Origin of the sequence: Vibrio ostreicida (assembly GCF_013074385.2) — a bacterium.
Lineage (GTDB): Bacteria > Pseudomonadota > Gammaproteobacteria > Enterobacterales > Vibrionaceae > Vibrio > Vibrio ostreicida.
Map to the genome: position 1 here is coordinate 31,170 of NZ_JABEYA020000009.1, position 14,824 is coordinate 45,993.

Sequence of the window (14,824 nt, forward strand, 5' to 3'; positions counted from 1 at the left end):
GGGCACGTAATTATTGTTCGAACAGTTTTTTGTGAAGCCTTTGAATTGCTAGTTTAGCAACAGGTTCATCGACCAAAAAGCAAAGGTTATGGGGACTGGCACCATAACAAATCATTCTTAGGTTGAATTCTTCAAGTGTACCGAAGACCTGCTTTGCATAGCCTCGACACTGGCTCATGTTATTGCCAATCAAAGCGACAAGGCAAAGGTTGTCCTCAATTTCTACTGTGCACAGTTCTTCGAGTTCCGCTCGAACTTCTCGCGGTAATTGAGGAGAACCGCCTGAAGTATCCGTTTGATCTAACGTCAGGCTGACACTGATTTCAGAGGTTGTAATCAGATCGACGGAAATTTTGTGTTTAGCCAATATTTCGAACACTTTCGCCAAGAACCCATAAGCATGAAACATTTTTGCACTGCGCAGGGTCACCATAGTTTGATTGCAGCGTAATGCCAGAGCGCGAAACAACGGTGAGCTGCTGACCTGATCTCGAATCCATGTCCCCCCTTGTTCGGGTTGTTTGGATGAGCCGACGAAGACAGGAATAGCGTGGCGCAACGCGGGTAATAAGGTCGAGGGGTGAAGGATTTTTGCACCAAAGTTTGCCATTTCTGACGCTTCGCTAAAGCTGATTTCAGCTATTGGTGAGGCTTTTGGAGCAATACGGGGATCGGTTGTGTAGATACCTGGAACATCTGTCCAAATTTCTAATCCTGATGCATCAATGGCTTCTGCGATCAACGCAGCGCTATAATCACTGCCTCCTCGGCCTAAAGTTGTGGTGTTACCCTCGCTATCTGAGCCGATAAAACCTTGTACAATCACGGTATATTCCTGACATAAAGGAACAAGCGATTCATGAGCGCGCTGACGAATCACGCTCGTGTTTGGCTCGGCTTTCCCAAAATTGTTGTCCGTACGGAGTACATTGCGAATATCAAAGCGTTTAGCATTGATGCCACGTTCTTTAAACACTTGTGTTAATAAATAAGTGGACATCAACTCACCACAAGCGACGAGGTGGTCAGTCAATTTGTGACTGGATTGAATCGAGGCTTCTTCCGCCAAGCGGGTGATTGTTTCGAGAATGCCATTGATCTGCTGGGTGGTTTGTTCGGGGCTATTTAGCTGTGAGAGCACCGCGTCATGAATCATGAACAGTTCACTAATAATCTCGCGTCGTTGCGTCGGCGCCTCAACCCCACGGGCAAGTTTGACCAACAAGTTTGTCACGCCTGAACAGGCGCTGATCACGACCACTTTTGTGTTGGGGTTAGATTCAATGATTGTGGCGCAGCGGTTCATTGCTATAAAGTCAGCGACGCTGGTTCCGCCAAATTTAGCAACATTAAAATTATCCACGGTCTTTCTTCCTCGGCTTGATGAACGTAGTGTCGTCATTCTTTATTGGAAGAAGAGGAGGAGCGTTAAAAGAGGTGTCTTTGATTGGAGTCGACCTCAGAAGCTCTTCATCAGACTGAACTGATGACAGTTGATGGGAGTCAACCCAAGTCAACCGATAGATCAAAACCACAATGTTGATCTATCTCGGCGCTACTCCCCCTCAGCGTATCGTATTGGAATTGTGGTTCCACAACACACCTACCTGGGTAGCGCTCCTCTTCTGCAAAATGCATTCGTTGGGCCACAAAACGTGACCTAACAAATGCATTGAACGTGTTTAGTCAGTATTTGTCAACCAGACATGGGTGAAATATACAAAGATGTGAGGCCGATTTGTTCTCATGCTTAAGGTCAATTGCTGGTTATGACGATTTGCTTTATGGTAAATCTACTGACTCAAAAGAATAAAAACGCAAAGGAGCAAACCATGACGATTCAAAGCTTTATTCCTCCTCATCGCATCTTAATGGGGCCTGGGCCTTCTGATGTTTACCCTCAAGTTCTGCAGGCCTTGAGTCGTCCCACGGTTGGGCATCTTGACCCACTTTTTATCAAGATGATGGATGAACTCAAGCAATTACTGAAATACGCATTCCAAACAGAAAATGAGTTCACAATCGCGGTCTCAGCGCCGGGCAGTGCCGGTATGGAAACGTGCTTTGTCAACCTTGTTGAACCCGGCGACAAAGTCATCGTGTGTCGAAATGGAGTGTTCGGAGAAAGAATGCGCGAAAATGTCATTCGCGCTGGTGGCGTGGCAGTGGTTGTTGATGATGTGTGGGGCGAACCGGTGTCAGTCGCCAAAGTGGAGCAGGCCATTCGAGATAATCCAGACGCTAAAATACTGTCTTTTGTTCACGCCGAAACGTCAACAGGAGCGTGCAGTGATGCTCAGGCTTTGGGCAAAATCGCGAAAGAATACGGGCTATTGACCATTGTTGATGCGGTCACATCGTTGGGTGGCGTGCCGCTTAAAGTGGATCAGTGGCAGCTTGATGCAGTGTATTCCGGCAGTCAGAAATGCTTATCTTGTGCGCCAGGGTTGTCCCCTGTGACATTTTCTTGTGCAGCGATTGAAAAAATCCAATCTCGCGTCACTCCTGTTCAGAGTTGGTTTCTTGATCAAAGCTTAGTACTGGGTTACTGGAGTGGTGAAGGTAAGCGCAGTTATCATCATACGGCGCCAGTTAACAGTCTTTACGCCTTGCATGAAGCATTACTTATTTTGTACAAAGAAGGGCTGGAGAATGCATGGAAACGTCATCGTGAGATGCATGGCCAGTTAAAATTAGGCTTAGAAAAGCTTGGTTTTGAGTTTGTGGTCAAGGAACCTTATCGACTTCCTCAACTTAATACGATCTCTATTCCTGATGGTATCGATGATGCTAAGGTAAGGGAACACCTTTTGCAGACTTACAACCTTGAAATTGGTGCTGGGTTGGGCGCACTTTCAGGTAAAGCTTGGAGAATTGGTTTGATGGGCTACGGTGCACGATCGGAAAATGTGGCGCTTTGTTTAAAAGCGCTTGAAGAGTCCCTGATGCAATAGTGCAATGCGCTTCATGGCGACGATAAGTCGCCAGATTACGGGTGAGCATTCTCATGATTCCTCTCTAAAACACTGGCATCTGGTGGGATATACCGAATGACTGAGAAATCACGTCTTGGAAACAAAAACTGTGCCTCACTGCGAATTTGTTCTGCTTTTTCTGTTTCGTTGAGACCTTGATAGGCCAAAATTAAGTTGTTGTAGAAGGCAGGTCTAGGTTTTTCTTTGATGATGTTCAAAGACCAGTCGATGTAGGGCTGGATATATTCCGCTTTTTGTTGAGCGAGGCCAATGTTGAGGTAAGTGCTGTAAATATCCCAGTCAAACCGGTCTTTCCAGACAATGGGGTTGCTGACTTGATTCAGGAGTTCGGGTTCTTTTGGTGATGAGGTTTCAAATTGGATCAAGACATAGTTTGTATGCAATGCGGTGATTAAGTAAAAACAGGCCAGAATAGGCGTGATGAGACTGGTGATCCTAAAGATCATTTTTGTCGGCAATCTTAGGGAAACTTGACGATAGGTTCTCGAACGTTGATCAATCCAGAACAACAGAATAACAAAGGTGCACCAGTGTATCGCTGAATGATAGAAAGGTTGTTCTAGTTGATTGTGCAAGATGATCGGCATTAATAAGGCCAGCATCGCAAGGCGGGTGCCTTTCTTTGTGTTGTAGATCCGAATCATGATCATCATGGCGGCCAGTAGTATGGCCAGCATCGGAATAGCTCCGCCTTCAACGCCCCAATATAACAGCTCATTGTGTGGATGATTCAGCCCTGCGAAACCAGGAGGGTAATTGGGGTTCAGTTGATGCTGGCGCGCGGTGTACACCAAGTATTCAGGCTCAAATCGACCGTAACCATACCCCGTGAAAGGCTTCTCAATAAGCATGTCCAGTGTTTGTGGGTAGAAGGTTTGCCGACTACTTTGTAGCGATTTTTTTTCTTCTAAAAGCGTATTGTCAGATTGAATAGAGATCGCGCCCCCAAGGCAGAGCCCGATAAAAATCGATAATAGCCAACCCCAGAATCGTTTTTGCGTTGCAAAATTATAAATATAAGGGAGGAGCAATAAGGCTGCGGCAAAAGCGGTCAGCCAACCGGTACGAGAAGCCAGAAAAATAAGCAGCGGCAGCGTGATGGCCGGTAACAGATACAATAAAGCGGTTTCACTGAACTGGCGATGGTATTTTTTAGGGTGCCGAGCGAGTAAGTAACCGGATAAAGCGAGCCCTGTAGCAAGGAAACTGGCCATCACATTGGGTTGCTGGAAAATGCCATAGGGACGGTTTTCCAAGTTGTTATAGCCGAAAAGATTACCGTCTTGTAGAAAAAGATACTGAAACCAACCAAACAAGGCCTGAATAAAAGTGGCAATGCAGATAAACCACAAAAGGCGCTGTTTTTGTTTGTTGCTAAATTGAAACTGTTGGAGTGCAAAGAACAGAGAAAACCCCGCCCACAGGCCAGTGAGTCGTCCTTGTGCGAGAGAAAAGTTAGAACTGGGATAAAAAACAGGCAGTGTCATCATCAGGCAGCAAATTAACAGCCCAATCGTCAATTTATTGTACCTGATTTTGCCTTGGGTGCCGATTTGATAGAACCCTAAAGCCAGCGAGAAACTCAGTGCTATCCAAGTGGTTATATTAAAAGATAAAGCGAGCCCTTCCCCTCCTGGGTTCGGTATAAAGACATGCATAGCCAGCAAAAACATCATAGCGACAGACGCGAGAAATGGTCGGGTGAGAGGTAATTTGGGCGTTTGTGGCTCCAAACGAGTTCCGGCCAAATGAAGGGTTGCCATAAGTGATAGTGTCCTTACAAGAAAACAGACCAAAACTGGTCTGTTTAATTTACTACTTTTCTCTATTTTAACATAGGCTTTAAGAAGTGCGCGGTATAAGACTCTTTTACATTTGCGACGTCTTCAGGTGTCCCTTTTGCAATAATTTCACCACCACCCTGTCCTCCTTCTGGTCCTAAATCAATGATCCAATCTGAGGTTTTGATGACATCTAAATTATGCTCAATCACTACGACAGTATTTCCGTGATCACGCAGACGATGAAGGACGGTGAGTAATTGTTGTATATCATGAAAATGCAAACCAGTTGTCGGTTCATCAAGGATATAAAGAGTTTTGCCTGTATCACGTTTTGAGAGTTCACGAGCCAATTTCACCCGTTGTGCCTCTCCTCCGGAGAGCGTTGTCGCTGCTTGACCCAAACGAATATATGACAGGCCTACATCGATTAAGGTTTGAAGCTTTCGTGCGATGACAGGAACAGGTTTGAAGAAATGATGTGCATCTTCAACCGTCATCCCCAGAACTTCGTCAATGGTTTTGCCTTTATACCGTACATCTAAAGTCTCACGATTATAGCGTTTGCCTTTACACGCGTCACAAGGTACGTACACATCGGGTAGAAAATGCATCTCCACTTTGATGACCCCATCCCCTTGGCACGCTTCGCAGCGACCACCTCGGACATTGAAGCTAAATCGTCCCGGCTTATAGCCTCGTGAGCGAGATTCTTGTGTACCGGCGAACAGTTCGCGTATCGGGGTGAAAATTCCGGTGTAGGTTGCCGGATTAGAGCGGGGAGTTCGACCAATCGGGCTTTGATCAATATCGATGACTTTGTCGAAATGTTCTAACCCTTTAATGTTTTTGTAAGGGGCGGGGGTTGCCGTGGTTGCGCCATTTAAGTGGGTGTGGGCAATTTTAAAAAACGTATCATTAATTAATGTTGATTTACCCGAGCCAGAAACACCGGTCACACAGGTAAATAAGCCAACCGGAATACTCAGTGTGACATTTTTTAAGTTGTTGCCTTGGGCACCAATCAACTTGACCACTTTATTTTTGTCGATTGGCGTTCGTTGTTGTGGAATCGCGATCTGTTTTTTACCGCTCAAATATTGTCCCGTTAGAGAGTTGGGGTTTGCAATTATGTCTTTCATGCTTCCCTCGGCGACGACATGTCCGCCATGGACGCCCGCTCCCGGTCCAATATCGATGACATGGTCCGCCATGCGAATCGCATCTTCGTCGTGCTCGACAACCAAGACCGTATTGCCTAAATCTCGTAGATGGGTCAGTGTTTTGAGCAGGCGTTCGTTGTCTCTTTGATGCAAGCCAATAGATGGCTCATCCAGCACATACATCACGCCCACGAGTCCTGCCCCAATTTGGCTTGCCAAACGAATTCGCTGAGCTTCTCCGCCGGACAGCGTTTCTGCACTGCGGGAAAGGTTTAGGTAGTTGAGGCCGACGTTGACTAAAAATTGTAGACGATCATTGATCTCTTTCATCACCTTTTCAGCGATCTGAGCGCGTTGCCCTTCTAAGCGTAAAGAGTGAAAAAACGCTAGCGCTTCGGCGATACTCAGTTCGACTATTTCAGGTAAAGTGGTATTGGCGATAAAAACGTTGCGCGCTTCTATTTTCAATCGACTTCCATCGCAACTGGTACAGGTACGAGTAGAAATGTACTTTGCCAGATCTTCCCGCACAGAGTTCGACTCTGTATCACGGTATCGGCGTTCCAGTGTATTGAGAATCCCTTCAAAAGGGTGGCGTTTTACTCGAGTATCACCACGATCATTAATGTATTTAAATTCTATTTCATTACGACCTGATCCGGTCAGTACGATATCACGAATCTTTTTCGGCAAGGATTTGAAAGAAGCATTGAGATCAAAGCCATAGTGTTCTGATAAAGAGGAAAGCATTTGAAAATAGTAGTAATTTTTTTTATCCCAACCTCGTATAGCCCCGTCAGCAAGGCTCAATGTGTCATCGAGGATCACACGTTGAGGGTCAAAATATTGTTGAACACCTAAGCCATCGCATGTGTGACAAGCACCTGCCGGATTATTAAATGAAAACAGCCTTGGCTCCGGCTCTTGCATACTGTAACCACAATGTGGGCAGGCAAAATTTGCAGAGAAAACAATCTCCTCACTGTCGTCTTCCATTGGAGCGACAACCGCGATTCCGCCTGATAGCTCTAATGTTGTTTCAAAGGATTCTGCCAGCCTTTGTTGGAGATCATCCCGTACCTTAAACCTGTCGACAACGACCTCAATGGTGTGTTTTTTGTGGAGGTCTAAAGGCGGCGGATCAGAAAGGTCGCATGTCTCACCATCGATGCGAGCTCGAATAAAACCCTGAGCCGCTAAGTTCTCCAATGTTTTCACATGCTCGCCTTTTCGTTCTTTAACGATAGGAGCTAATAACATCAGCTTAGCGCCTTGTGGCATCGCTAAAACTTTATCAACCATTTGCGATATGGTTTGAGCGGAGAGGGGGACTTTGTGTTCTGGGCATCGGGGTTCACCGACTCTGGCAAACAGCAGTCGCAGGTAGTCATAAACTTCAGTGATGGTTCCAACGGTGGAACGAGGGTTATGGGAGGTGGATTTTTGTTCAATCGAAATCGCTGGCGATAACCCTTCGATATGGTCAACATCGGGTTTTTCCATTAAAGACAAAAATTGTCGAGCATAAGCGGATAAAGACTCAACATAGCGACGTTGCCCTTCCGCATAGAGGGTGTCAAAAGCTAAAGAAGATTTACCTGAACCAGATAAACCAGTGATAACAATTAGCTTATCTCTAGGTATGGTTAGGCTAACATTTTTTAGGTTATGAGTGCGGGCGCCGCGGACTTCTATCTTATCCATTGTTGTGCTCAATGTAAAAACAAGTGAGCTAAGTATTGCATAGTGTGAGAATTGTTCAAAGCAAATACTGGATAAAAAAACAGTAAAGGTCGCTATAATTTAGCGACCTTTACGATAGAGAAGAGTGTCGTTAGGCTTGTTTTGTCGTGGATTTTTTGCCGAGTTCTGATTTTTGACTGTCTCTAAGATACAAGTTTTCGAAGCAGTAGTTAGTCGCTTCAATGTATCCTTCAACGCTGCCACAATCAAAGCGCTTTCCTTTGAATTTGTAGGCAAGGACACACCCCGCTTTCGCTTGTTTTAGCAAGGCGTCAGTAATCTGGATCTCGCCGCCTTTACCTGGTGCAGTATGTTCAATAAGTTCAAAAATATCGGGAGTAAGGATGTACCGACCAATGATGGCTAGATTGCTTGGCGCAGTGCCCGAATCTGGCTTCTCCACCATATCGTCGACTCGGTAGATATCGTCTTTGATCATCTCTCCAGCAATAACGCCATATTTGTGCGTTTCATCTAGAGGGACCTCTTGAACGGCGACGATTGAGCAGCGAAACTGCTTAAATAGGGCAACCATCTGAGCCAGTACCCCTTCATCTTCATTGACACAAAGGTCATCAGCCAACACAACAGCAAAGGGCTCATCACCGACGAGTTCGCGACCTGTTAAAATCGCATGCCCTAAACCTTTCATTTCCCGTTGACGAATATAGGTGAAGTTTGCGCTGTCGATAATGTCACGAATGTCGACCAATAACTGCTCTTTATTGGTGCCACTAATCTGGTGTTCGAGTTCGTAGTTTTTATCAAAGTGATCAGTGATGGCGTGTTTACCACGGCCAGTGACAATACACATTCCATCCATCCCTGCTTGAATTGCTTCCTCAACGCCATATTCAATCAGCGGCTTATTGACGACAGGCATCATTTCTTTGGGCATGGATTTGGTGGCAGGCAGAAATCGAGTTCCGTATCCAGCTGCCGGAAAAAGACACTTTTTGATCATGATAAACCCTTTATCTGTTTTTGCGTCAGTTCTTGCTGGCGCAACTTTAGCATTTTTTTTGTTTTTGGATCATGTATTCTGAGCGTAAAAGGTCAGTTTTTGTAACTGTGCGTGGTTTTAGGGCATCATATGTTGGTTTGCCCACGCAATGGCTTGAACTCTATTCCTCACTGAGAGTTTCTTAAAAATCTGGTAGAGGTGGGATTTCACTGTGAACTCGCTAATGAACAGGTCATCCGCGATCTGCATATTCGAAGAGCCAGTCTTTAAGCAGTGTAAGATCTGCATTTCACGGGCCGTCAGGTCAACGGTTTCTGGCGCCGTTTGACTTAAAATAACGTGCCGATAGTAATGGAGCAGCTGGGCAGCGACTTTACGCGGAAGCCAATTCTCACCGTTAATGACGGCACGGCAACCATTGGCAATGTCTTCTATAGTTTGACCTTGATAGAACAAAGCCTTCAGGTTGCCAAAACACAGGAGCTCTTGAGTCGTAAGACGTTTCCCAGCATTAAACACGATGGTTTCGAACAGTTTGTTTGACAGGGGCAGGTTGCGGATCTGGCTGTGGAGGTGCTGGTAGTTATCGTAATCGATCATCAAGATTTTGTGTTTATGCTTCTGCATCGCAAGCATCAATTGACTCGGTTCAATCTTTGGCACCTCAAGCTGAAGGTGTTTTTCTAATTGAATAGCCATTGGATAATCTGTGTTTTTTTCTTCACAAAGAAAGTAGAGGGTTCGGGCATAACTATGTTTGGTCATAATGAGTTCACTTATGTGGTTAAGATAACACCAATATCGTGAATGAACTTGGGCGACAGAGCGAAGCCTCTTGGAAGGATTGCGTTTAATTTCAAATCCGACAGTAAGTGTCAGATATATCAATAATATAATGGGTTGAACTCAATCAAAAAAATGATGGCATCTGGCCTGTTTCAGGCCGTCATCTGGTAATGTTTGGATAGAAATTTGTTCGCAGGCTAAAGCATGTTATGCTTATTGGCTGTTATAAGGTCAACACAAAAATTAGACGGAGCGAATCATGGCGAGCCGTGGAGTCAATAAAGTTATTTTGGTCGGTAATCTGGGATCAGATCCGGAAGTACGCTACATGCCCAATGGTGGTGCTGTGGCAAATATCACGCTTGCGACGTCTGAAAGCTGGCGTGATAAAGCGACGGGTGAACAGCGTGAAAAGACAGAGTGGCATCGTGTGTCTCTGTTTGGCAAACTGGCTGAAGTCGCTGGTGAATATCTTCGTAAAGGTTCTCAAGTTTATATTGAAGGGCAATTACAAACACGTAAGTGGCAAGATCAAAGTGGGCAGGATCGTTATACCACAGAAATTGTCGTGCAAGGTTTTAATGGTGTTATGCAAATGTTGGGTGGACGCTCTCAAGGTGGTAACGCTCCGGGTCAAGGAATGGGCCAACCTCAGCAACAAGGTGGTTGGGGCCAGCCTCAACAGCCTATGCAACAAAATCAGCCAGCAATGCAGCAACCGCCTGTGCAGCAGCCTTCACATACTCCAGCGCCTCAACAGAGCCAGCCTCAGTATAATGAGCCGCCAATGGATTTTGATGACGACATCCCATTCTAGATCACTGAATCTTGAAAAAAGCCGCGAAATTCGCGGCTTTTTTATATAGTTAACACAATAAGCTCTATCAATAACTCGTCTCTCTGCCTGTATTTCATTAGGTAGGGTGATGCATTTCTCCCTTCAACTTATCTTGAGAAAGGAATCCTTTATCTATGAGGTATACACCTACCTTAAAACTGAGTACTCGTTTGGTTGCGTTCGTTACGGTTATCGTCACCAGTGCGATGTTCATTCTCTTTCTGGGTGGAACCCTCTCTTTTAAAAGGCTTGGACAGGAATATCTTGAACATTCTTTGCAGGGTATTGTTGAGGTGTTGGACAAAGAAATGAACGTTCCTGACGCGGCGTACTCTTTGCAGAGTTGGATACCTAAAATGCTGCAGGCGTCTGATATTGTTGAAATGGAGCTTAGATCGACGAATGGAGTGATCTATCGTTATAAAGATACGGCGTCTAAAATAGATAGAGCTTTGCTGTATGAGACGGATTATCAGTTAGAGCGAAACCCTGATTTTTATCTGCATTTTAAAGCGGTTCCCCCCTATTTTGGGCTTGGCTATTCTTTGGAAGCGCTGTGGTCAATTACGTTGGCGGTTGTCTTGATCGTTTTTTGTCTAATGAGAGGATTAAAGTGGTTAAAGGAGCAATTAGCTGGCTCTGAGTTACTGGAAGAGCGTGGCAGAATGTTGTTAGCGGGTCGGGTAGAAGATTATGCCATAGGCGATCTGCGCGAATGGCCTTTTACAGCCAGTGAGGCATTGGATCGATTGATTGAAGAACTGCAGGATGCTCGTCAGGAGCGAAGTCGCTTTGATACCTTTATTCGGACTCAAACTTTTTTGGATCAATTGACCGGTACTGCAAATCGAGTGTTGTTTGATAGCAAGTTAGAAGCGGCGTTGTCCGAAAGTGGTTCTCATGGCGGTGTAATTCTCCTTCGGATTGATGACTGGGAACAGCTTCAAGAGGAAGCAGGAAACGTTATCGCGAACGATTTTGTTGTGACAGTCGGTGAGAGCTTAGGTAATCTTGTCCAGCGTTATCCCGATATTATTCTCTCACGGTATTATGCGTCTGATTTCGCTCTTTTTGCGCCGAACTTAGGCAGTAAAGAAATCACCACCTTAGCTGCTAGCATTTTAAAACAACTCATAAGATTATCGCCACCAGCACCGTTGTCCAAAGAAAATTGGGTCCATGTTGGCCTGAGTTTATACCGAGAAGGTGAGAGTCAAGAGCGCATTATGGATGAGGCTGAAACCGCCCTAAAAAGTGCGCAATTGCAGCAAATCAATACATGGAATCGATTCAAAAAACAGGTTGCCAGTGATGAAGAACGAGGCAGTGTTAAGTGGCGTACTTTATTCGATCTCGTGTTGAAACCAGATCAACTCTATATGTATTACCAGCCCTGTTATCTGTTGGGTTATCAACAGGAAAGAATATTTGAACACTCTGAATTGTTTGTCCGCATAAAAGATCCAAAGAATGGCTTGATCAAAGCCTCTCGTTTTAACTCCGCTATTGAATCAGTCGGTTATGAAGCTGTGCTGGATAAGGCGGTGGTTTCACGAGTGCTTGGTTATTTAAAACAGTCTCAGGAATCGCTGTGTTATTCGGTTAATCTTCACGTGTCGCCCTATTCGGACCGTGATTATTTGAAATGGTTCAGGTTTGAGCTACTACAATTAACAATAGAGCAACGTAAGCGACTGATTTTTGAATTTACGGAAGCAAGGTTAGTGAAGCATTTAGACTATATGCGTCCTGTGATAAAACTGATTGCAGGTTTGGGGAGTAGAATTGTTGTTGGTCAGGCCGGTCGGTCTATTGTGAGTACGCATTATTTGAAAGATCTTCCTGTTGATTTCTTAAAACTGCATCGAAGTTTGGTCAAACAAATAGATCAGCGACATGAGAACCAACTCTTTGTTCGAAGTTTACTTGGGGCATGCGAAGGGTTAAACACCCACGTCATTGCTGTCGGTATCGACAACAAACAAGAATATGAAACCATGCTAGCGTTAGGTGTTCAGGGAGTTCAGGGGCGTTATTTTCAAACCGAGCAGCCCCTTGTGCCTCACCTTGACGTACCAAACTGCAGTGGAGCCCGCAAGGTGAAAATCGGGCGACGGAATCGATGGAGAAAAGTGAGTAGCCCATGAACATAACGTCTCTGCTTGGAAAGTTTCAGCGCAACGCCCGTGAGGGGCATCGCATTACGGTGATCGTTCAGCCGAGCGAGCTTTACTTTTCAGCAGTGAGTGATAGTGGGCTGCCTTCGAAACTCCGTGTGGAGGGAGAAGGCTGGCAAGAGGTATTGATCAATGCACTTAAAGAGTCAAAGTTAGCAGATATTGTTCTAGATATTGTGCTTAGTTCTAATTTTTACCAAACCTACCAAATTGAAAAGCCTAATATTCCACAGGAAGAATTGTCCGGCGCTTTACCTTTCTTAATTAAAGAGCTGATCAGTGAAAAAGTGACTGAAATTGTCGCTGATTCCGCCCATTTGCCTCTCAGCAATAAACTCTTGGTTTATGTTGCATCTAAGAGTGTGATCCTCGGTTTACAGCAAAGCCTTTTAACTCATCACATTCAGTTAGACCGGGTTATGGTCGAGGATGAAATTTGGGGGGTCTCTGCTGACGAGGCTTCTCATTTTTTATTGTTGCAACGTAGTTACCAAAATAGTTTTCGTTTGAGTGCGTTCGTTGATCATCATTGTGCTTTTCAAAGGACTATCCGTGGTGTCTCTTCTCCACTTACTGGTGTTGCAACCAGTGCACTTCAAATGGACGGCATCGCGCTTGAGCTGCAACGTTCGATTGATTATTTATCCTCCCAGCTGAGAGGGACCTCTCTCCATCAAATGAAGGTGTGCTGTGATGAGGAAGATAATCAGGAATTGGTCGACGCTTTAAACGAGCGTCTTAATGTCAAAGTGGAAGCCCTCAATGAGACTGAAATAGAATCGGGCAATGTACTACTGAATTATATCCATCAGATAAACGACAGTGTCGTCAATTTATACTCTGATGCCTTGAAACCTAAGGTTGAATATTTCACGTTGCCTAAAGTCATTGGCAGTTGGGGGGCGCTAACCCTTTGTTTCTTGATCGGGTTTGGTTTTCTTCATTTTAAAGAAATGGAATTTGCTAAGTTGCTGGAAAGGCAGAAACAGCAGGAAGCAAGTCTGAGACAAGAGTTGAGTGCGTTGGTTGAACAATTGCCGGAGCATAAACCGTCCCCAGCCAAAATTGCGGCGGTGAATCGTTTAAAGCTTGAGCTTCAAGCTAATCGGGCGTCACTGAAAGCAGTAGGAGAATTCGATCAAACTCAGCAGGAGGGTTACTCAGGGACTATGCGTTCTTTATCGAAGTTAAGTCGTCAGGATATCTCTTTAAATCGCATTTATATTGATCATCAGAAGATGGATTTACACGGTTTAGCGCGTGACGCAAAATCGATTCCGAGCTGGGTCAAGCAATTCAAATCAGAAGTCAACTTGGTTGGGCGATCGTTCGATAAACTTAGAATTGGTCGCAACGATGATAACATCATCACGTTTGAACTACTCACTAGGCAGGAACAGAACTAATGAAGCAGTTTTGGCGCCTACTCAATAAAAGATTTGTGGTGTTGAGCCTGCGAGAAAAGTGGCTGATCACCGGGGGAGGCTTACTGGTTATTGCGCTAGCTGCATTAACCATGATGATAGATCCAACATTAGAGTCGAACCGCGGGCTGTCAAAGCAGCTTGGCGCCGTAACAAAAAATGTTGAAGGGTTGCACAATGAAATAGAGGTAATTCAGGCGAAATTAGCCAGTGATCCTAACCAAAATATTGACGTTGAATTTAAGCGTTTGTTAATGGAAAGTCAGCAACTTTCAGAGCAATTGGCCAAGGTAGTGGAAACACTGATTTCACCCAGTCAAATGGCGCAATTGCTAGAGCAAGTCCTTTTGGAAACGAGAGGGCTTCGCCTCGTGGGCTTGGAGTCAATAGGGGCGGAGTCGATTACGGGAAATGGCGAGAATCAAACAGGATATTATTTACATCCGGTAAAGATTGAGCTGACAGGGCCTTACTTTGCAATTTTGGCTTACTTGGACACGCTGGAGTCATTACCTGTTAATTATTTTTGGCGCAGTTTTAGTTACACCGTTGAATCTTATCCTAAAGCTCGCTTAATTCTCGAAGTATATACTTTAGGGACGAGACAGGAGTTTATCGGTGGTTAGATTATTGTTTATCGTGCTAATGGGGCTGTCTTTTTCAGCGCTGGCGACTCAGGATCAGGACCCAACGGCGCCGCTGGGCTGGAAAAATCCTGAGGATTCTAAGCCCAAAAATACCGTGCCGCAAGAACCAGTGCCAGTGTTACATAGCATTGTTTGCACTGTTGGGGAGCAGTGTCGGGTCGTTCTAAATAGTGAAGTCGCGCAAGTTGGGGAGAGAGTCGCGGGTTATAAAGTGGATGAAATCAATCAGGATGCCGTCACACTCAGTCGGGCGGGGAAGCAGTGGACATTAGCGTTATTTTCTGCTGACCTCAAACAATAAGGTT

The 14,824-nt window shown here is 45.1% G+C and carries 11 protein-coding genes and 1 riboswitch; of the genes, 6 read left to right on the forward strand and 5 right to left on the reverse strand.

Features of this window, described 5'->3' with window-relative positions; genetic code table 11:
- Nucleotides 1-10: 10 nt before the first annotated feature.
- On the reverse strand, nucleotides 11-1,363 hold the full coding sequence (gene lysC, locus HLM86_RS13295) for a lysine-sensitive aspartokinase 3 (protein ID WP_076589449.1): 1,353 nt from the start codon (nucleotides 1,361-1,363) through the stop codon (nucleotides 11-13).
- A gap of 92 nt (nucleotides 1,364-1,455) precedes the next feature.
- Nucleotides 1,456-1,633, reverse strand: a riboswitch (Lysine riboswitch).
- A gap of 199 nt (nucleotides 1,634-1,832) precedes the next feature.
- On the opposite strand from lysC, the gene HLM86_RS13300 reads away from it, so the two are divergent.
- A complete protein-coding gene (locus HLM86_RS13300; RefSeq protein ID WP_170883112.1) occupies nucleotides 1,833-2,954 on the forward strand; it encodes a pyridoxal-phosphate-dependent aminotransferase family protein in 1,122 nt (373 codons plus the stop codon).
- 35 nt (nucleotides 2,955-2,989) lie between these two features.
- Here HLM86_RS13300 and HLM86_RS13305 read toward each other — a convergent pair whose 3' ends face one another.
- The 4 genes from HLM86_RS13305 to HLM86_RS13320 all read right to left on the reverse strand — a co-directional run bounded on the left by HLM86_RS13305 (nucleotide 2,990) and on the right by HLM86_RS13320 (nucleotide 9,412).
- Nucleotides 2,990-4,759: a PglL family O-oligosaccharyltransferase gene (locus tag HLM86_RS13305; RefSeq protein WP_170883114.1), complete on the reverse strand. Its 1,770-nt coding sequence runs from the start codon at nucleotides 4,757-4,759 to the stop codon at nucleotides 2,990-2,992.
- Between the two features lie 62 nt (nucleotides 4,760-4,821).
- Nucleotides 4,822-7,644 carry an excinuclease ABC subunit UvrA gene (uvrA, locus tag HLM86_RS13310; protein ID WP_076589452.1) on the reverse strand — a complete coding sequence of 941 codons (2,823 nt, stop codon included), beginning with the start codon at nucleotides 7,642-7,644 and terminating at the stop codon, nucleotides 4,822-4,824.
- Nucleotides 7,645-7,774: 130 nt separating this feature from the next.
- Entirely contained in the window at nucleotides 7,775-8,647 is an 873-nt protein-coding gene (galU, locus tag HLM86_RS13315; protein ID WP_076589453.1) for a UTP--glucose-1-phosphate uridylyltransferase GalU, read from the reverse strand.
- Nucleotides 8,648-8,764: 117 nt separating this feature from the next.
- The gene (locus HLM86_RS13320) at nucleotides 8,765-9,412 is read right to left on the reverse strand and encodes a LuxR C-terminal-related transcriptional regulator (RefSeq protein ID WP_170883116.1); all 648 of its coding nucleotides are present in this window, start codon (nucleotides 9,410-9,412) and stop codon (nucleotides 8,765-8,767) included.
- 280 nt (nucleotides 9,413-9,692) lie between these two features.
- Here HLM86_RS13320 and HLM86_RS13325 point away from each other — a divergent pair, with 280 nt between their 5' ends.
- From HLM86_RS13325 to HLM86_RS13345, 5 genes are all read left to right on the forward strand, one after another.
- Nucleotides 9,693-10,250, forward strand: a complete 558-nt coding sequence (locus HLM86_RS13325) for a single-stranded DNA-binding protein (RefSeq protein ID WP_076589455.1) — start codon at nucleotides 9,693-9,695, stop codon at nucleotides 10,248-10,250.
- 155 nt (nucleotides 10,251-10,405) lie between these two features.
- Nucleotides 10,406-12,418, forward strand: a complete 2,013-nt coding sequence (gene csrD, locus HLM86_RS13330) for an RNase E specificity factor CsrD (protein WP_170883118.1) — start codon at nucleotides 10,406-10,408, stop codon at nucleotides 12,416-12,418.
- Nucleotides 12,415-13,854, forward strand: coding sequence for an MSHA biogenesis protein MshI (locus tag HLM86_RS13335; RefSeq protein ID WP_170883119.1), 1,440 nt, complete (start codon nucleotides 12,415-12,417; stop codon nucleotides 13,852-13,854). Before csrD ends, HLM86_RS13335 begins: the two co-directional genes overlap by 4 nt.
- Nucleotides 13,854-14,498 carry an MSHA biogenesis protein MshJ gene (locus tag HLM86_RS13340; protein ID WP_170883120.1) on the forward strand — a complete coding sequence of 215 codons (645 nt, stop codon included), beginning with the start codon at nucleotides 13,854-13,856 and terminating at the stop codon, nucleotides 14,496-14,498. The genes HLM86_RS13335 and HLM86_RS13340 overlap by 1 nt, the downstream gene beginning before the upstream one ends.
- A complete protein-coding gene (locus HLM86_RS13345; protein ID WP_170883121.1) occupies nucleotides 14,491-14,820 on the forward strand; it encodes an MSHA biogenesis protein MshK in 330 nt (109 codons plus the stop codon). Before HLM86_RS13340 ends, HLM86_RS13345 begins: the two co-directional genes overlap by 8 nt.
- Nucleotides 14,821-14,824: the final 4 nt, after the last annotated feature.

Coding starts and splice junctions, on each gene's coding strand:
- HLM86_RS13300 (WP_170883112.1), top strand. CDS start 1,833: ATGACGATTCAAAGCTTTATTCCTCCTCATCGCATCTTAATGGGGCCT.
- HLM86_RS13305 (WP_170883114.1), bottom strand. CDS start 4,759: ATGGCAACCCTTCATTTGGCCGGAACTCGTTTGGAGCCACAAACGCCC.
- uvrA (WP_076589452.1), bottom strand. CDS start 7,644: ATGGATAAGATAGAAGTCCGCGGCGCCCGCACTCATAACCTAAAAAAT.
- galU (WP_076589453.1), bottom strand. CDS start 8,647: ATGATCAAAAAGTGTCTTTTTCCGGCAGCTGGATACGGAACTCGATTT.
- HLM86_RS13320 (WP_170883116.1), bottom strand. CDS start 9,412: ATGACCAAACATAGTTATGCCCGAACCCTCTACTTTCTTTGTGAAGAA.
- HLM86_RS13325 (WP_076589455.1), top strand. CDS start 9,693: ATGGCGAGCCGTGGAGTCAATAAAGTTATTTTGGTCGGTAATCTGGGA.
- csrD (WP_170883118.1), top strand. CDS start 10,406: ATGAGGTATACACCTACCTTAAAACTGAGTACTCGTTTGGTTGCGTTC.
- HLM86_RS13335 (WP_170883119.1), top strand. CDS start 12,415: ATGAACATAACGTCTCTGCTTGGAAAGTTTCAGCGCAACGCCCGTGAG.
- HLM86_RS13340 (WP_170883120.1), top strand. CDS start 13,854: ATGAAGCAGTTTTGGCGCCTACTCAATAAAAGATTTGTGGTGTTGAGC.